Consider the following 17022-nt stretch of genomic DNA (forward strand, 5'->3'; position numbering starts at 1 on the left):
TGACTTTCACCCAAAATCAGTAGTTTAGCAAAATCCAATTCGGATCGTTAATCGCCAGAAAAAAAATTTGTAAATAACCGAAAAGATCGCCCAGCAGAACCTATTTAGCCTAATGAAGAATATAATCTTACGTTTTTCTCTACTTTTCGGAATACTATTTCTTGGTGGGTTTCAGCCTCAGCTAAGTTATGCCGAAGAGCGTGAAACAAAGGAGACCTTCATAGCACAAGCAGATCAACACGATACGGAGCATGCTCCAGCAGGACTTGATGAAGCAGCAGATCATGCTGACGAAGAGCATCATGTCGCTCCTGCCTGGCTTGTAATTCCATTTGTGGTATTGCTGCTCATGATTGCTACAGGACCTTTGTTCTATGAGCATTTCTGGCACAAAAACTACCCGAAAATTGCCATTGGCTTGGCTATCCTGGTAGTGTTTTATTACCTGTTTGTATTGCAAAACGTACATGCTCCAGTACATGCGATGGCTGAATACATTCAGTTTATAGCGCTTTTGGCCTCACTTTACATAGCATCTGGAGGGATTCTGATCGAAATCGACAAAAAAGCAACGCCCTTTGCCAACGTTTCTTTGCTGCTGATTGGTGCTTTGATTTCCAATCTTATCGGAACGACCGGTGCTTCAATGCTATTGATCAGACCATTTATCCGATTGAATAAAGGTAATATCCAAGCCTACCATATCATCTTCTTTATTTTCATGGTGAGTAATGTTGGTGGTTCATTGACTCCGATTGGTGATCCTCCATTGTTCCTTGGGTTCTTGAAAGGAATTCCTTTCTTCTGGACTTTGGAACATAACTGGCCAGCTTGGATTTTTGCTTTAGGATTATTGGCAACTGCATTTTATTTCATTGACAAAAAGCTCGGCAAGGCAGCTGATGATGAAATCGAGTTGGAAGAAATCACCTATACTAATAAGTTCTCCCTAATCGGAATGAAGAATTTCGGTTGGTTGTTTATCATCATTTGTTCGGTTTTCCTAGATCCAAATGTGATTGAGGGAGTTCCGGCGATTGTTTATGACGGACAAAAGTTCTCCTATTTGAGAGAGATCATCATGCTTTCTGTGGCCTTTCTATCTTATAGATTTGCTGATAAAAGAGCGATTCAGGGCAATGAATTCAACTTTGAGCCTATTCGGGAAGTAGCCTTTATCTTCATCGGAATCTTCGGTACGATGATGCCTGCCTTGGAACTTGTTGGCAACTTTGCAAAATCACCTGAAGGAGCATCTTTGATTTCCCATAATACTTTGTACTGGGGGACAGGAACATTATCCGGATTTTTGGACAATGCGCCTACCTATCTAAACTTCCTGGCAGCAGCCATGGCTTCTAAAGGAGCTGACATCAATAACATCGAACAGGTAAGATTATTTGCAGCTGATGGTTTCCATGACTCGGCATTTGAGCTGATGGCAATCGCCGTGGCATCTGTATTCTTTGGTGCGATGACTTACATCGGTAATGGACCAAACTTCATGGTAAAATCCATTGCAGAGCAAAGCGGAATCAAAATGCCATCTTTCTTTGGCTACATCATCCGATTCTCTTTGCCGGTATTATTACCAATTCTGATTTTAGTCTGGCTAGTTTTCTTTGCCTTTGTAGGTTAAAACTGCTGCACTTCCTTGTATCTGAAGCATTCCACCAAATGGTCATTAAAAAGTCCGGTGGCTTGCATATGAGAATACAAGGTGGTGCTTCCTAGAAACTTAAACCCACGCTTCTTCATATCCTTTGCCAATTTATCCGATTCAGGACTTGTGGCAGGAGAGGGATCACCTATTTTCAATTTATTCTGGATTGGTTTTCCTCCCACAAATCCCCATATATACTTTGAGAAGCTTCCAAATTCCTGTTGCACTTCCATAAAGCGTTTGGCATTATTGATAGCAGCCCGGATTTTCAATTCATTTCGGATAATTCCGGGATTTTGTAAAAGCTCCTGAACATACCCTTCCGGAAATTCAGCCACTTGTTTGTAATCGAAATCGGCAAAAGCATCTCTGTAACCTTCCCTTTTTTTCAGAATAGTAGCCCAGCTCAAGCCAGCTTGAGCACTTTCCAGAATCAGAAATTCAAAATGAATGGTATCATCCCAAACAGGTTTACCCCATTCTTCATCATGGTAGGCGATATATTCAGGAAAACCTAAGCACCATTTACAACGAAATTTCTGATCATCCATGGAAATCTGAATTTTATAAAAGTTTAGAAATAAAAGTACTTCAGAATTGGGATAAAGAAATGGCAAGCCTTACTTTTTGTGTCAATTAACTTCAGAAACATGATCGCTACGTCCTATCTGGAAATTAGCGCCAAAGCTTACCGACAAAACATTCGATACATCCGATCAGAGATTGGCCCCAAAACAGTGATTTCTGCAGTGGTCAAAGGGAATGCCTATGGCCATGGAATCCAGCAAATGGTGGAAATAGCTGAAAAAGCTGGCATCCGGCATTTCAGCACTTTCAGCTCGGATGAGGCATGGGAAGTCTATCGGTTTTCTAAAAAGAAATCAGAAATAATGATTTTGGGCATGCTGTATCCAGAGGAAATGGCAGACCTGATAAAAGCAGGGATCAGTTTTTATGTATATGATTTCCAAAGATTGGATTTGGCTGTCACGATTTCAAAAAGCCTAGGTATACCTGCGAAAATCCATATCGAATTGGAAACAGGTTTTCACAGAACAGGATTTGAATGGAGCTCTCGTGAAAAACTAGCTAAAACTTTGGCTGAGGAAGCAGATCATTTGGTTTTGGAAGGACTTTGCACCCATTACGCTGGAGCAGAAAGTATTTCAAATTATGTGAGAGTTAAAAACCAAATTGAAGTTTACCTGAAATTCAAGGATTTCTTTCTTCATAAAGGAATTCATTTTCTGAAATACCATACTGCGTGCTCCGCTGCTACTTTGATTTTCCCAGAAACCATCATGGATATGGTTCGAATCGGAATTGCTGGCTATGGCTTTTGGCCTACCAAGGAGACCTACTATGCCAAATTGAACTCCCTTCCCAAAAACAATAAAAATCCATTGAAGCGACTCATTACCTGGAAAAGTACTGTGATGAGTATCAAACCCGTGAAAATGGGTGAGTTTGTAGGCTATGGAAATAGCTTTATGGCGCTTCAAAACATGAAACTAGCGATTGTTCCAGTTGGCTACGGGCATGGTTACAGCCGCTTGCTGAGTAATCAGGGACAAGTCTTGATAGGAGGGCAATATTGCCAAGTTGTGGGAACAGTGACCATGAATGCCATTGCATTAAATATCACCAAGCTGAAAAATATAGAAGTAGGGGATGAGGTGGTTTTGATCGGAAAGCAAGGAAGCAAAGAAATTACAGTAGCTTCTTTCTCTGAATCTACCCAGCAAGTGAATTACGAAATGTTGACGCGATTGCCGAAGGATATCCCAAGACGGATAATTCCTTAATAGAAAATAACTGTCTTGTTTTTGAAGGCCAGTACTTTTCTGTCCAAGTGGTATTTGATGGCTTTTGAAAGCACCACTTTTTCAACGTCCTGCCCGATTTGAAGTAAATCAGAAATGGTGTTATGATGCCTTACTCGAGCTACTTCTTGTTCAATGATCGGGCCTGCATCGAGCTCTTCTGTAACATAGTGGGCCGTCGCTCCGATGATTTTCACTCCTCGTTCGTACGCAGCATGATAAGGTTTTGCACCCACAAATGCTGGCAAAAATGAATGGTGAATGTTGATAATTTTATTCGGAAATCTCTGGATGAAATTGGCTGAAAGAATCTGCATGTACCGAGCCAAAACCACAAAATCAATTTGGTACTCTTCCATCAAATCCAGTTGTCTCGCTTCAGACTCAACCTTGGTATTTTTGCTGACAGGCACATGGTAAAAAGGGATATTAAAAGCCTCCACAATAGATTTTAAATCCTGATGATTGGAAACTACCAAAGGAATTTCCACTTCTAATTGACCGGCATGATGTCTGGCCAAAATATCAAAAAGGCAATGTGATAATTTGCTCACAAAAATTGCCATTTTAGGCTTTGGGGAATTGAAATGAAGCTTAAAATCCATTTTGAATTTTTCCCCTACCTCAGCTTTGAACTTGGAAGCAATCTCATCTTTAGCCACGGAGAAAGAATCCAATTCCCAGGCTGCTCTCATAAAAAATAACTGCAGTTCTTCATCTACATGCTGGTCGATTTCCAGAATATTGCCTTGATAGGCATACAGAAACTTGGAAACTTCAGCGACGATTCCTTTTTGATCAGGGCATTGGATGAGTAGAATTGCTTTGTTCATTTTTCTATTTATTCATTCCAGATTTTCCAGGCCGCTTCAGCCTGAAGTTCCAGCATATCTCGTCCGTTTTTAGCCTTTCCACCTGCGTTCAAAACCGCTTTCATCAGGGTTGTTTCCGCAGGATTATAAACTAAATCATATACCAAGTGCCTATCTGCCAATTGATCCGAAGGAATTGCCGGCATACCTTCAGTTTTTGGGAAAGTGCCTAGCGGAGTACAATTGATTAATAAGGGATATTTCTTAAGGTAGGAAGGGTCTTTCTCCAATTGCTCGTAAGTAATCTGGTCATAAGCTGAAGTTCTGGAAACTGAAAGAAATTCAATCCCCAAATCTTTTAATGCCTGTTTTACAGCTTTGGATGCGCCACCAGTACCCAAAACCAAAGCATTTGGTTTCTGGCTTCCAATCCAAAGTTCCAACGAATGTTTGAACCCAATATAATCAGTATTGAACCCTGTCAATTTCCCTTTTTGAATCTTGATACAATTTACAGCTCCAATCACTTCACAAGCAGGATCTAGTTGATCCAAAAATGGCATTACTTCCTGCTTATAAGGAATCGTGACTGCCATTCCCTCTAATTCAGGATTTTCACGAATTATCGCCTCAAAATCTCCAATCTTGGGAATTTCATACAAATCAAATTGGCAACCTTTAATCCCTTCTTTCTCAAATTTGGCAGTGAAGTACTTTTTTGAAAAAGAATGCCCTAAAGGGTAACCGATCAGTCCAAATTTTCTCATGACTTATTAAAATAGGCTGCAGTACGCTCAATACCAACAACCAGAATAATTCCAAACAAAAAAGCAAGTATCGCCGAAAGAAGCTGAGGATCCTGACCAACTTCATTCAAATATTCACCTGGAAAGATGTTTTCAGTCAAAAATGGCTTTTGCTCACCACTTGATGAAGTTCTATAAGCTGTGACAATTTTCCAAGGCCAAAGCTTATTCATCGAGCCTAACATAAATCCGGAAAGCAAACCAATGGTAGTGGCGTAATACTTTTTAAGTAACCAAGAAATTACTCTACTAAAAGAAAGAATTCCTACCAGGCACCCCGTTGCAAAAACTCCTAATGTGATAATGTCACGTTCGGAAACGGCATTAAGAATGGTTTCATACTTCCCAAGAATCAATAAAAGAAAGCTACCACTGATTCCAGGAAGAATCATAGCGCATATCGCAATAGCTCCAGATAAGAAAGTAAACCAAATCGCTTCAGGAGAACTCACAGGAGGAAGCTCGGTAACGAAATAGGCAGCAATTGTTCCAATGATAATTGCGATGACTACTCCCAAATGCCATCGTTCGATTCCCTTTAGAATGACAAAGGCACTGACTAAAATCAATCCGCAGAAAAAAGACCACAAAGGAACCGGATGCTCATCCATCAGGTAAGTGATCAAATTTGAAAGCGTAAAAATGCTTGTGAGAATGCCTAGGAAAAGGCTAAGTAAAAATGTTCCATTTACAGCTTTATAAAATTGCTTGAATTCAAATTTCAAAAGCAACTTTAAATTTTCCCCATTGAAGGAATTGATGCTGTCCAGCAATCTGCCGTAAATACCTGAAATTAGGGCAATTGATCCTCCAGACACTCCCGGAACGATATCCGCAGCTCCCATAGCCATCCCCTTGAGGTAATTCAGGAAATACTTTTTAATTAAATTCATATGTAAAAATAAAGGCTGACCGGAAGCATTACCGATCAGCCTCTACAGGTTTAGATCCTATTATAATTTGATTTCGCCAATAAAATGGTCGAATGTATCACCTCTTAATCCCAATCGGATCGTTTCCAAAGGAATAATCTCTGTTGGGCTGATATTTCCAAGATTAACGTTGGCTCCCAATAATTTGATGAACCAAACTTGCTGAGCTTTGATCGGTGCCTCCCAAATGATTCTTTCTTCCGGGATTTGGGTTAGAATTTCCTCTACCAAACCTTGTCTTACTTCTCCTGAATCTCTAAAAAGACCTACGTTTCCACCTTCACGGGCTTCTCCGATTACTTTCCAAGCTCCAGCATCCAACTCAGTCTGCATCTGCTCGATCCATTTGTAAGGAGGGATAATTTTGGCAGCATCCTTAGATCCTACTTCAGAAAGTACTGTGACATCTTTTGCCAAAGTAGAGATATATTCACACTTCACGTCGTGATTTAAAGAAATCGAACCGTCAGAAACTTCGCAGTATTCCAAACCGAATTTCTCCAAAACTCTTCTATAATCATCAAATTGATCTCTTACAATAAAAGCTTCAAAGAGTGTCCCACCCAAATAAACTGGGATTCCTGCTTCTCTATAGATCGCAATTTTTTCGGAAAGATTCTTAGTCACATACGATGTGGCCCATCCGAGTTTAACAATGTCTACAAAATCAGAACAGCTATCGACAAAATCCTCTGTAGCTCGAAGGCTGAGTCCTTTGTCCATGGCCATAGTAAATCCCGTGGTACGTGGCTTTTCAGTACGTACAGGGATGTTCTTCAGCACATAATTCATTTGCTAGGTTTTAAAGTTAGGGCTTGGGATTTTCCTCCCGATATTGGGCGATGATCTTGGACATAGCCTTTTGCTTCTTCAGCTCTGGCATTAATTCGTACAAAACCACGTGCCTATCGTAGGCCAAAGTTAATGCATTTTCCAAATATGAAAACGCTTCTTTGTAATTGGCCATTTTGATTTGAAAAACAACCATTCGATAATAAAGCTCAGCTTCTTCCGGAAGCTCCTCAATTCCTTCTCGAATGACATCAATAGCTTCTTCAAATCTGTTTTGATCAAAGTAGATCAAGGATAAGTTGATATAAGTCTCTAAAATACCGGGTTCCAGATTGATAGCTTCTTCATAAGCTTCAGAACTGGCCTGTAAATTTCCTAGGTTAAACTCTGCATCTGCCAATCCAACCCAATAATTCGGACTCTCTTTATTAAGGTTTAGGGCCTTTTTGAAATAGTGAATTGCCTCGAAAAATTTCTCTTTTTTTAACATACACATGCCTAATCCAAACCAGGCATCGTCGTATTCTTCATCCAGCTTTGCCGCTTTTTTGAAGTATTTGAAAGCTTCTTCAATTTTACCAAGCTTCTCATACGCAGCTCCCATGTAGCAGCAATTTTCAGCATTTGCTCCCTCACAATTGATGGTATTTTGATATGCCTCCAAGGCTAATTCGTATTGCTCGGTATTCATCAGGGCATTTCCCAGATTGAAATAAGCCGAAGCAAAAGAATCATCAATAATGATGGCATAATCATAGGCTTTTATAGCTTCTTCAAATCTGCCCAGTCTATTATAAACCACCCCTAGATTATACCAGGCACCTGCACTGTAAGGATCTTGATCAATGAACTCCTGATAGAATTCAAGAATTTCGTCAAAGGAACCTTCCTCTTCAGTGATCATCGCCAATTGAAACAAGGCATCCTCGTGATTGATACGAAGTTTAACGGCTTCTTTGAAATAATGAGAAGCTTTTATATTGTCATTTTTCGAACGATAAAGGTTGCCAAGAGAATAATAAACCTCTGCTTTATCCTCGGCAAGGGGCAGGAAATTTTCAAGAAGTTCGATTCCATCTTGCGGACTGCCAGCTAAAATATGGGCATTGGCAAGTGCAAGAATGATATCTTCGTTATTTGGAGAAATATTGTTGATGTTTTCCAAAATGCTCAAGCCTTCTTCCAATTCATCATTGAAGATCAGGCATTGTGCTTTTAGCAACTTTATTTCTACTGAAAAGGGGAATTTTTCAAGGGAAAATTCAGCAGCTCTCAATGCTTTTAGAAATTTCTGCTGATCGAAGTAAAACCGAATAATATCTTCAAGTTCTTCTTCTTCAAAGTACAAATCCAAATTGGATTTCAGGGAATTTTCAAACCGCTCTACCAGTTTTTTATCATTTTCCCAATCGTGATCGTGATCTCCAGTCATTAGGATGAGTTAAGTTTATTTAAGATACCAAATAAATTGATCTCTCAAAATGCCGAATTGTTAATTTTTACAACAAATGATTGAAATAATCATTCAGGACTTTCGACATATTATCTAGCAAACGAATGCTTCAAAAAATAAGTTTATTTCGCCCAAGAAAAGGTTTCTTCTAAAGGGGTATACTCAAAGCCCAATAAATCCTGGATTTTCTTGTTTTCAAAAACAATATCCTGTTGCGAAATCATGGCCGTCTGCCTATTGAGCGGTGTTTTGGATAATCCTAGTCTTCTTGCTATTCCTATCCCAAACAATAAAATTTTCAGCATGAAATCTGAAACTGGTTTCGTCGGGGCTTTCTTATCAAAAGCCAGAGCCATTTTCTGAAAGAACTCCTGATATTTCATACTGCCTTGATTCAAAATGAATCGTTCTCCCCAAGCTCCCTTTTCAAACAGCCTCTTGATAATTTTGGCGGCATCGCGAACGTCCAAAAAATTGATACTTCCTAAAGGATAATGGCTCCTATTCTCTAAAACATGAGAATAAATTGCCGTGCTGCTTCTATCGTCTTTGATTTTTCCTAAAAGCACAGATGGATTGACAACGATCAAATCGAGACCTTCTTGCTCACCTCGCCAAACTTCTAGTTCGCCCCAATATTTCGAAGTACCATATTTAGTATTCATGGGGGAGTCTACCCATTTATGATTTTCATCTACATGCCTAAGCTCCGGACTTCTTCCCAAAGCAGACACTGAACTGACATGAATCAATTTCTTGACTCCGGAATAAAGCATGGCATTCACGAGATTAGCAGTTCCTTTTACATTGACTTCAAAGAGTTCTTCCTCATCTTTTTGAAGAAAAGAAACTTTACCGGCACAATGGATGACCAAATCGGTGCCTTCCATTGCCTCGTCAATTACATCCAGATCAGCAAGTGTCCCTTCATACCATTGAATCGGAAAATCAACATCATCCAAAAGACGAGTGGAGGAATTGGCTCTTTTCAGTCCGTGAATTTCTCCGAACTGGGCGAATTCTCTAGCAACGTAGCTTCCTAAAAGTCCTGTGATCCCCGTGATAAAAATTTTCACCTGATGTGTTTATAGTCCTGTGTTTAGAATCTCTAGTTCCTTGATTCTTTCGTAAGATTTTGATCTTGGCAAAGTCTCCAACATGTCTAAATACCTAGGGTTGTGGCAGTCAGTTCCAAAAAACTTAACTAGTCCTCTTTCCAGAAGCATTTCGGCAAAATCTTTTACTTGTTTGGAATAAAACCCAGTCAAAGACAGAAGGTTTATCTGAAAATAAATTTGTCTGTCCACCAGATCTTCCAAGAGTTTTTTGTCTGGAATGAGATATTGGTATCGCTCTGGATGTGCAAAAATTGGTTTGTATCCGGCCATCTCCAGTTGGAAGAATGTTTCCAATAGCATTTGAGGTTTCGAGATAAACCCTGTTTCTACGAGAATATAATTTGGTCCAAAAGTCAAAAGCTCTTCACCATTTTTTACTTTTTCCAGAAAAATCTCATCGAGATAATATTCCGCGGCAGCATCAATTTCAATCTCAATCCCTTCTTTCTTTATGGCATTTCGCAAGTCCGCTAGACCCATATTTATAATCTCAGGAGTATTTCTATAATACTCCGACATAATATGTGGGGTAGTGATAATTTTCCTCAGTCCAAAATCCGAGAGCCTTTTAATCAGGCCCAAAGATTCCTCCATGGTCTTAGAACCATCATCAATTCCTGGAATCAAATGCGAATGCATATCAACTTGCATCCAGCTAAGATCCAACTCTTCGTATACGACTTCCTTTTTTTTGAATAAATCAAAAATTCCCATTACAATCCTCCTTCACTAGTTGCTTTAAACTCTTCTAAATTCTGCCATTTTTGGTCCTTTTCTGAGATAATCGGATTATTTACCATCCAATCAATTCCCAGGTTTGGATCATTCCAAAGGATTCCTCCTTCACTTTCTTTATTGTAATAATTGGTGCATTTGTACACGAAAATTGCATCCTCCAAAACAGAAAATCCATGTGCAAAACCTGTGGGCACATATAATAGATTATGTTGCTCCGAATCCAAAATCGTAGAATAGAAAGACCCGAATGTTTCAGAATCCTTTCTCAGATCTACTATCACATCCAAAACTTTACCCTTGACGACTCTGACTAATTTTGCCTGAGCATATGGTGCTCTTTGAAAATGAAGCCCCCTTACTGTGCCCTTTTGGGAATAAGACTGGTTATCCTGTATCCAAGTTTCATGAATCCCCTCTTTTTCTAACCAATCCGCTCTAAACGATTCCAAAAAATAACCACGTTGATCATTGAAAACTTTTGGAAATATCTCTAAAACTCCGGCTAGGGGTGTTTTTTTAATTTCGGCCATGGGTGACTAACTGTTCGGCTTTTATATAGTAAAATAACCAAGGTGAAACTGAGTATCCTAATCAATTGTAAGGAAATATGCCGAACTTTGTACAAAAGTAAGGAGAAGACGGAAAAATTCTGATTTTCAGGCATAGTTTCACTTAAAAATGAAACTAAATGCACGCAGTCTTCATTTTATTCCTAGACAATCGCAATACATGGGGAAATTTTCAAAAAAACTTCAAAAATTATACGATACAGCACCAAAAGTTGATACTGCAGTATTAGTGAGTATCATCAGACAAGGTCAGAGTGAAATAGAGACTCAGGAGCATCTGGACGAACTTGCATTTTTGACAGAAACTTTGGGGGCAAAAACAGTATATCGCTTTACTCAAAAAATGGAAAAACCGGATATCAAAACCTTTATTGGTTCTGGTAAGCTGGAAGAGATCCAATCATACATCGAGCATTTTGAAGTAGATATGGTCATTTTTGATGATGACCTTTCACCTTCACAAATGAGGAATCTAGAAAATGAGCTCAAAATAAAAATCTATGACAGGTCTCTTTTGATACTGGATATATTTTTAAACAGAGCTCAAACTGCTCAGGCCAAAACTCAGGTAGAGCTTGCAAGATTTCAATATCTTTTACCTCGTTTGACAAGAATGTGGACTCACTTAGAGCGTCAACGAGGTGGTACCAGTACACGTGGTGGAGCGGGTGAAAAAGAAATCGAAACAGATAAACGGGATATCCGAAACAAAATCTCTTTGTTGAAAGAAAAGCTTAGGGATATCGAAAAACAAGGCCTTACCCAAAGAAAAGGGAGAAAGGGAATTGTCAGAGTTGCATTGGTAGGATACACTAACGTAGGAAAAAGTACGCTGATGAATCTGATCACCAAGACAGATATACTCGCTGAAAACAAATTGTTTGCTACGGTAGATTCTACTGTCAGAAAAGTGGTTTTAGAAAACGTCCCGTTTTTACTTTCAGATACCGTAGGTTTTATCCGGAAATTACCGACACACCTCATCGAATCCTTTAAGTCTACACTTGATGAGATCCGAGAGGCAGATCTTTTAATACATGTCGTAGATATTTCACATCCCAATTTCGAAGATCATATTGCCGTGGTCACTCAGACCCTTCAGGAAATCAAGGCTGGAGACAAGCCAATACTATTGGTATTCAACAAAATTGACTTAGTTGAACAGATGCCTGATGAAGAGGGAATCATGAATATGACCGAATTAGAGCTAGAAGAATCAAATTATCTTGATTTCCCTTCACTTTCGGATGCCTATGAAAAAAAGACTGGGATCAAGCCGGTTTTCATGGCAGCTTCTTCAGGACTTCATGTGGAAGAATTCAGACATGCTTTGGTTCAGGAAGTGAAAAAAGCGCATAAAAAAATCTACCCCCATTACTTAGAAAATGAAGTTGTTGACTGGGAAATGAAAGATTTGGAATAGATTCATGAAACATTTTTGATAGAATCAATTCCCTTAAAACTTTTACTTTAGTCAAGTACTTTAGCTTTCACCTGATTTATGGATAGCATATCCTTTGAATATGAGCGCTTTTTTGATTTAACTCCAGATTTGCTTTGCATCGCTGGATTTGATGGCTATTTCAAAAAAATAAATGCTGCTGTTTCCAATACCTTGGGATACAGCATGGAAGAGCTTTATTCTCGACCCATCAATGATTTTGTTTATGATGAGGATAAACAAATCACATCCGAGGTTAGAAACGAGCTCTTTAAGTTGAAGCCGCTGCAAAATTTTGAAAATAGATATGTATGTAAGTCAGGGGAAATAGTTTGGCTTTCTTGGACCTCTCAACCAATTGAAGATAAAAAACTGGTATTTGCTATAGCCAAAAACATCACGCATAAAAAGCGCATTGAGGCTGAGAGGAATTCATTTTTGGAGAATGTAAACAGGGTCAATCAAAACCTGAAACAATTGACTTTTACAACCTCACATGATTTGAGGTCTCCTGTTAATAATCTTCTGTCAATTATGCAATTGATAGATTTTCAATCTATTCAAGATTCAGAAACTGCTGAACTTTTGGATTTATTGAAATATGGAATTGTGAACTTGAAAAGTACTCTAAATGAATTTTTAGAAAATCTAAAACATACTGAGACAGAGGGTGCAAAAAAAGAAACCATAAATCTACAGTCAGTACTTGACCATGTCACTCATTCTATCAAAACGTTGATTTTAACCTCTCAGGCAAAAATTGAGTCTGATTTTTCAACATTCAGTGAGGTTAAATTCAATAAGGCTTACATGGAAAGTATTTATTTAAACTTTATCAGCAATTCAATTAAATATTCGAAACCGGGAGTCCCTCCTCGTATTAAATTTTTGACGCAAATTAATGGGAAAAAGCGACAGCTTATTGTAGAGGATAATGGAATCGGACTCGATTCAGAAGATTTAGAAGACAAGATTTTTGGATTGGGAGAAAAAACAGCTGAAAATCCTGAAAGTCAAGGTGTGGGACTCTATTTGGTCTATTCTCATATCACTGCTATGGGTGGAAAAATCTCTGTAGAAAGTAAGATTAATGAGGGCACCAAGTTCATTATCACTTTTAAGAATTAATGGATTGGTATGAATTACAACGGAAAAAAATTTAGGCCTATTAGCAATACTGCAAATGGGGAAACCTCTGAGGAAACACTATTCATTTACAAACAGGATGGAAAAATCCTTAGCTGTGAGTATTCTGGTGGTAAAATAGTAAAGGGGCATTTGATTGGGATTGTGAATGATGCCGGAGAAATCGACATGCGGTACCATCAAGTAAATATCTCGGGTGAACTGATGACTGGAATATGTAAATCCATACCGGAAATCATGAAAAATGAAAAAATCCGCCTCCATGAAACCTGGCAATGGACTTCGGGAGACGGATCAAATGGGGAATCCATTTTAGAAGAGATTTAATTTTCACTTACTTAAAATGAATAGAATTCTCATAAAAGTGTAATTTCATTTTAAACGAAATATTATGTCATTAGCCGCCGATATCCTCATAGCAATTATTGCTGCCCTGCATCTATATTTTTTATACTTCGAAATGTTTGCCTGGGAAACTATCGGTAAAAAAACCTTTAAATCATTACCCGCAGAGTTATTTCCAAAGACCAAAGGGCTGGCTGCAAATCAGGGACTTTATAATGGATTTTTGGTAGCAGGTTTGGTTTGGTCTTTATTAATTGAGGACCCAAAGTGGTCATTTTATGTAGCAATTTTCTTTTTGGGTTGTGTTTTAGTCGCAGGTGTTTTTGGAGCTTTGACGGCAAGTAAAAAAATCTTCTGGGTGCAGGGTTTACCAGCGCTAATCGCCTTGGTATTGTTGCATTTTTAAATAATCCCTTTTAAAACAAAAGGCGCAAAGTTCATCTAAATAAACTTTGCGCCCTCTGCGTCTCTGCGGTTTTAAGCCTTATAGATCATCCTCCTCAAAATCGTCATCATCCCCTGGTCCCATATCAAACATGGAGCTAAAGAGATCTTTGAATTTCAAGCCTGTATCTAGCATTTTTTTACTCAACTGGCTATACTCAGCTAAACCATGAAGCGCAAATTCCATAAAGAATTCCTTTTCTTTCTCTGGTAAGTCTTTTACGAGTTGAGTGACTACATCTTCTAGCCCGGGAACAGACTGAAGTGCTATTTTGTAGTCTTTATCTGATTGAGAAGCCAAAATATCCAGCTCATTTCCCTCTCCAAACCATGCCAAAGGAATCACATAAGGATTCCCTTCTTTGGATTTTTTCTTTTGCTCTGGTGAAGGGAAATAGTTCACAAACTGTGAACGAATCGCTTTACCAATCAAGCTGTAGGCTACAATTCCGGCTCCTTCTTGTTCACCTTCATATACCAATTCAACTTTTCCGGTAATTGCAGGAATCACTCCAATCAAATCTGCGATTCTTACCATGGTATTGCTTTCACCATTTCTGTACATTCTTCTCTCCGCTGCAGAAATCAGGTTTTCATAGGCTGAAATAGTCAATCTCGCAGAAACTCCACTTTTCTCATCCACAAATTCAGAAGCTCTTGCTTCAATAGCTATCTGCTCAATTAAATCTTTCATCAACTCAGGTACATAGATATTTTCTACAGGCTTTCCTTTAAGATTTGCCTCCTGAGCAGTAATTCTTCTACCGATCTTGATGGATTTCGGATAGTGAGTAATAATCTGACTTTCAATTCTGTCTTTCAAAGGAGTTACGATACTACCCCGATTGGTATAATCTTCCGGATTGGCAGTGAAAACAAATTGAATATCCAACGGCAATCTCAATTTGAAACCACGGATCTGAATATCACCTTCCTGCAAAATATTGAAAAGCGCTACCTGAATTCTTGCTTGAAGATCCGGCAATTCGTTGATCACAAAAATGGAGCGATGGGAACGAGGAACTAATCCATAATGAATTACTCGCTCATCATTGTAGCTCAATTTCATCGTTGCTGCTTTAATAGGATCCACATCACCGATCAAATCTGCTACAGAAACATCTGGAGTCGCTAATTTTTCAGTAAACCTGTCATCCCTGTGCCACCATCCAATAGGGGTGTCATCACCTTTTTCTTCAATCAGATCTTTAGCAAAAGTGGTCAAAGGCTGCAATGGGTCATCATTCAATTCTGAGCCAAATACTACAGGCACGTATTCATCCAGCAATTGAGTCATCATTCTGGCAATCCTTGTTTTTGCTTGCCCACGTAGACCCAACAAATTGATATTATGACGAGAGAGAATTGCTCTTTCGATATCTGGAATTACAGTATCCTCGTACCCCCAAATCCCTTCGAAAACATCCTCTTTTCTCTTGATTTTTAAAATCAGATTGTCGCGAAGTTCTTCTTTGATAGATTTTGGTTCGTAACCAGCAGCTTTCAGCTGTCCTAAATTTTTTATTTGGGTGAGTTCTTTTGGTGTCAGTTTTTGGTAGTCCATATTGCTTAAAAGCGTTTCGTTCTATTTCGTCTATAATCTTCAAAAATCAGGTCGCCAAGCCCTTTCAGACTGCTATAGTAGGCATTCCCGTTATTCACTTTGGTAAATTCTTTCACAAACTCCTTCAGGTAAGGATCCGAAGCAATCATGAAAGTTGTTACCGGTATTTTAAGTTTTCGGCATTGTGCAGCTAGTTTTAAAGTCTCACTGAGAATCTTACTATCGATCCCAAAAGCATTCTTGTAATATTTGATCCCTACTTTGAGACAAGTTGGTTTTCCGTCCGTGATCATGAAAATCTGCTTGTTTGGATTCTTTCTCCTTCGAAGCAAATCCATAGCTAATTCAAGTCCAGCCACAGTATTCGTATGATAGGGTCCTACTTGCAGGTAAGGCAAATCTTTGATCTCAATTTGCCAGGCATCATTACCGAATACAATTATATCTAAAGTGTCTTTTGGGTAGCGAGTTTTGATGAGTTCAGCCAAAGCCATGGCTACTTTTTTAGCAGGAGTGATTCTATCCTCGCCATACAAAATCATGGAATGGGAAATGTCTATCATCAAGACAGTAGAGGTCTGCGAACGAAATTCGTTTTCTACTACCTCCAGATCATCTTCAGTGAGCAGATAATCTCCAGAAAAACCATGGTTTGCCTGAGCATTTCTAAGTGAATCTGTCAAGGCAATCTGATCCAGATTATCCCCAAATTCATAGGCTCTCCTATCTGTTCCTCTTTCCTCCCCCTGACCAGAATGGGTAGTTTTGTGCTGACCTGATTTTCCTCTTTTCAACTTCCCAAAAATCTCCTCTAAAGCTGACTTTCGAATGGTCTGTTCTGCTTTACCGGTGATTTTAAATTCTCCCTTTTGATTCTCTTCTGTCAGATAGCCCTTGCTCTTTAGGTCTTCAATAAAATCCCCAATGCCATAATTCGGATTGGTCATTTGGTAGCGATTGTCCAGATTGGTCAGCCAACTTAAAGCCTCTGCCACATCTCCACCAGTCATAGTGACCAGTTGCAAAAAGATATTGAGCAGGTTGTCAAAGGTACTTTTCTCAGGATCCTGAGCAGGCACATACTTAGTAAATCGGAATCCTTTCATGTCAGCTATAACAAGGTAAGAGGTAAAGGAGTTTAATAAGTAACACAAATTCCAGAAAAAGATGAAAAACTACCTAGTCTCTGTCGGAGTGGTTACTGGATTTTTGATAGTCTATGTAATAGCCATCCAATTGAATCTGAGCATGTTCCTGATATGGCTTTTATTCCTGATCAGTCCAGTATTATTAATCTGGATGGTTGTGTCAGTTTTAAAAGCTCCAGTTGAGATAAAAGAGACTTTTGATAATAAATGGTATCAAGACAATTAATC

Annotated in this window: 18 protein-coding genes; 7 read left to right on the top strand and 11 right to left on the bottom strand. The window is 38.9% G+C overall.

The genetic code is table 11. The annotated features are described in order from the left end of the window. Nucleotides 1-112: 112 nt before the first annotated feature. Complete coding sequence (locus J0A69_RS02500; protein WP_206584933.1) at nucleotides 113-1639, top strand: sodium:proton antiporter; 1527 nt, start codon at nucleotides 113-115, stop codon at nucleotides 1637-1639. Here the strand turns inward: J0A69_RS02500 and J0A69_RS02505 are convergent. Then, the gene (locus J0A69_RS02505; RefSeq protein WP_206584934.1) at nucleotides 1636-2214 is read right to left on the bottom strand and encodes a DNA-3-methyladenine glycosylase I; all 579 of its coding nucleotides are present in this window, start codon (nucleotides 2212-2214) and stop codon (nucleotides 1636-1638) included. The two genes, J0A69_RS02500 and J0A69_RS02505, sit on opposite strands and share 4 nt — an antisense overlap. A 99-nt stretch (nucleotides 2215-2313) precedes the next feature. On the opposite strand from J0A69_RS02505, the gene alr reads away from it, so the two are divergent. Then, nucleotides 2314-3468 (top strand): alanine racemase, encoded by a 1155-nt coding sequence (gene alr, locus J0A69_RS02510; protein WP_206584935.1) that lies wholly within the window; start codon nucleotides 2314-2316, stop codon nucleotides 3466-3468. Here alr and purU read toward each other — a convergent pair. The 8 genes from purU to rfbC form a co-directional block, all read right to left on the bottom strand. Next, nucleotides 3465-4319 carry a formyltetrahydrofolate deformylase gene (gene purU / locus J0A69_RS02515; RefSeq protein ID WP_206584936.1) on the bottom strand — a complete coding sequence of 285 codons (855 nt, stop codon included), beginning with the start codon at nucleotides 4317-4319 and terminating at the stop codon, nucleotides 3465-3467. The two genes, alr and purU, sit on opposite strands and share 4 nt — an antisense overlap. 8 nt (nucleotides 4320-4327) lie before the next feature. Next, nucleotides 4328-5065 (bottom strand): shikimate dehydrogenase family protein, encoded by a 738-nt coding sequence (locus J0A69_RS02520; protein ID WP_206584937.1) that lies wholly within the window; start codon nucleotides 5063-5065, stop codon nucleotides 4328-4330. Further along, nucleotides 5062-5997 carry a DUF368 domain-containing protein gene (locus J0A69_RS02525; RefSeq protein WP_206584938.1) on the bottom strand — a complete coding sequence of 312 codons (936 nt, stop codon included), beginning with the start codon at nucleotides 5995-5997 and terminating at the stop codon, nucleotides 5062-5064. Before J0A69_RS02525 ends, J0A69_RS02520 begins: the two co-directional genes overlap by 4 nt. A gap of 60 nt (nucleotides 5998-6057) precedes the next feature. Then, nucleotides 6058-6828 carry a phosphosulfolactate synthase gene (locus J0A69_RS02530; RefSeq protein WP_206584939.1) on the bottom strand — a complete coding sequence of 257 codons (771 nt, stop codon included), beginning with the start codon at nucleotides 6826-6828 and terminating at the stop codon, nucleotides 6058-6060. Between the two features lie 16 nt (nucleotides 6829-6844). Next, the gene (locus tag J0A69_RS02535) at nucleotides 6845-8260 is read right to left on the bottom strand and encodes a tetratricopeptide repeat protein (RefSeq protein WP_206584940.1); all 1416 of its coding nucleotides are present in this window, start codon (nucleotides 8258-8260) and stop codon (nucleotides 6845-6847) included. 143 nt (nucleotides 8261-8403) lie between these two features. After that, nucleotides 8404-9357: an NAD-dependent epimerase/dehydratase family protein gene (locus J0A69_RS02540; protein WP_206584941.1), complete on the bottom strand. Its 954-nt coding sequence runs from the start codon at nucleotides 9355-9357 to the stop codon at nucleotides 8404-8406. 9 nt (nucleotides 9358-9366) lie between these two features. Then, nucleotides 9367-10113 carry a tyrosine-protein phosphatase gene (locus J0A69_RS02545; protein ID WP_206584942.1) on the bottom strand — a complete coding sequence of 249 codons (747 nt, stop codon included), beginning with the start codon at nucleotides 10111-10113 and terminating at the stop codon, nucleotides 9367-9369. Beyond that, nucleotides 10113-10667, bottom strand: coding sequence for a dTDP-4-dehydrorhamnose 3,5-epimerase (gene rfbC / locus J0A69_RS02550; protein ID WP_206584943.1), 555 nt, complete (start codon nucleotides 10665-10667; stop codon nucleotides 10113-10115). The genes J0A69_RS02545 and rfbC overlap by 1 nt, the downstream gene beginning before the upstream one ends. A gap of 199 nt (nucleotides 10668-10866) precedes the next feature. Between rfbC and hflX the strand changes: the two genes are divergently transcribed. From hflX to J0A69_RS02570, 4 genes are all read left to right on the top strand, one after another. Beyond that, nucleotides 10867-12129 (top strand): GTPase HflX, encoded by a 1263-nt coding sequence (gene hflX, locus J0A69_RS02555; protein WP_206584944.1) that lies wholly within the window; start codon nucleotides 10867-10869, stop codon nucleotides 12127-12129. A 78-nt stretch (nucleotides 12130-12207) separates the two neighbouring features. Continuing rightward, on the top strand, nucleotides 12208-13275 hold the full coding sequence (locus J0A69_RS02560; RefSeq protein ID WP_206584945.1) for a PAS domain-containing sensor histidine kinase: 1068 nt from the start codon (nucleotides 12208-12210) through the stop codon (nucleotides 13273-13275). A 9-nt stretch (nucleotides 13276-13284) separates the two neighbouring features. Then, nucleotides 13285-13620: a n-acetylglutamate synthase gene (locus tag J0A69_RS02565; protein WP_206584946.1), complete on the top strand. Its 336-nt coding sequence runs from the start codon at nucleotides 13285-13287 to the stop codon at nucleotides 13618-13620. A 64-nt stretch (nucleotides 13621-13684) separates the two neighbouring features. Beyond that, nucleotides 13685-14044, top strand: a complete 360-nt coding sequence (locus J0A69_RS02570; RefSeq protein WP_206584947.1) for a DUF1304 domain-containing protein — start codon at nucleotides 13685-13687, stop codon at nucleotides 14042-14044. 78 nt (nucleotides 14045-14122) lie between these two features. Here the strand turns inward: J0A69_RS02570 and J0A69_RS02575 are convergent, their stop codons facing one another. Then, on the bottom strand, nucleotides 14123-15646 hold the full coding sequence (locus J0A69_RS02575) for a P-loop NTPase family protein (protein WP_206584948.1): 1524 nt from the start codon (nucleotides 15644-15646) through the stop codon (nucleotides 14123-14125). 5 nt (nucleotides 15647-15651) lie between these two features. Beyond that, nucleotides 15652-16752, bottom strand: coding sequence for a vWA domain-containing protein (locus J0A69_RS02580; RefSeq protein WP_206584949.1), 1101 nt, complete (start codon nucleotides 16750-16752; stop codon nucleotides 15652-15654). A 61-nt stretch (nucleotides 16753-16813) separates the two neighbouring features. On the opposite strand from J0A69_RS02580, the gene J0A69_RS02585 reads away from it, so the two are divergent. Beyond that, nucleotides 16814-17020, top strand: a complete 207-nt coding sequence (locus tag J0A69_RS02585; RefSeq protein WP_206584950.1) for a hypothetical protein — start codon at nucleotides 16814-16816, stop codon at nucleotides 17018-17020. The last annotated feature ends 2 nt before the right edge of the window (nucleotides 17021-17022 follow it).

This window comes from Algoriphagus pacificus (genome assembly GCF_017254845.1).
In the GTDB taxonomy this organism is placed as follows: Bacteria; Bacteroidota; Bacteroidia; order Cytophagales; family Cyclobacteriaceae; genus Algoriphagus; species Algoriphagus pacificus.

Excerpts from the sequence above, each read along its gene's own strand:
- J0A69_RS02560 (WP_206584945.1), top strand. The coding sequence starts at position 12,208 with ATGGATAGCATATCCTTTGAATATGAGCGCTTTTTTGATTTAACTCCA.
- J0A69_RS02585 (WP_206584950.1), top strand. The coding sequence starts at position 16,814 with ATGAAAAACTACCTAGTCTCTGTCGGAGTGGTTACTGGATTTTTGATA.
- J0A69_RS02575 (WP_206584948.1), bottom strand. The coding sequence starts at position 15,646 with ATGGACTACCAAAAACTGACACCAAAAGAACTCACCCAAATAAAAAAT.
- J0A69_RS02580 (WP_206584949.1), bottom strand. The coding sequence starts at position 16,752 with ATGAAAGGATTCCGATTTACTAAGTATGTGCCTGCTCAGGATCCTGAG.
- purU (WP_206584936.1), bottom strand. The coding sequence starts at position 4,319 with ATGAACAAAGCAATTCTACTCATCCAATGCCCTGATCAAAAAGGAATC.
- J0A69_RS02570 (WP_206584947.1), top strand. The coding sequence starts at position 13,685 with ATGTCATTAGCCGCCGATATCCTCATAGCAATTATTGCTGCCCTGCAT.
- J0A69_RS02530 (WP_206584939.1), bottom strand. The coding sequence starts at position 6,828 with ATGAATTATGTGCTGAAGAACATCCCTGTACGTACTGAAAAGCCACGT.
- J0A69_RS02520 (WP_206584937.1), bottom strand. The coding sequence starts at position 5,065 with ATGAGAAAATTTGGACTGATCGGTTACCCTTTAGGGCATTCTTTTTCA.
- J0A69_RS02505 (WP_206584934.1), bottom strand. The coding sequence starts at position 2,214 with ATGGATGATCAGAAATTTCGTTGTAAATGGTGCTTAGGTTTTCCTGAA.
- rfbC (WP_206584943.1), bottom strand. The coding sequence starts at position 10,667 with ATGGCCGAAATTAAAAAAACACCCCTAGCCGGAGTTTTAGAGATATTT.
- J0A69_RS02565 (WP_206584946.1), top strand. The coding sequence starts at position 13,285 with ATGAATTACAACGGAAAAAAATTTAGGCCTATTAGCAATACTGCAAAT.
- alr (WP_206584935.1), top strand. The coding sequence starts at position 2,314 with ATGATCGCTACGTCCTATCTGGAAATTAGCGCCAAAGCTTACCGACAA.
- hflX (WP_206584944.1), top strand. The coding sequence starts at position 10,867 with ATGGGGAAATTTTCAAAAAAACTTCAAAAATTATACGATACAGCACCA.
- J0A69_RS02545 (WP_206584942.1), bottom strand. The coding sequence starts at position 10,113 with ATGGGAATTTTTGATTTATTCAAAAAAAAGGAAGTCGTATACGAAGAG.
- J0A69_RS02535 (WP_206584940.1), bottom strand. The coding sequence starts at position 8,260 with ATGACTGGAGATCACGATCACGATTGGGAAAATGATAAAAAACTGGTA.
- J0A69_RS02525 (WP_206584938.1), bottom strand. The coding sequence starts at position 5,997 with ATGAATTTAATTAAAAAGTATTTCCTGAATTACCTCAAGGGGATGGCT.
- J0A69_RS02500 (WP_206584933.1), top strand. The coding sequence starts at position 113 with ATGAAGAATATAATCTTACGTTTTTCTCTACTTTTCGGAATACTATTT.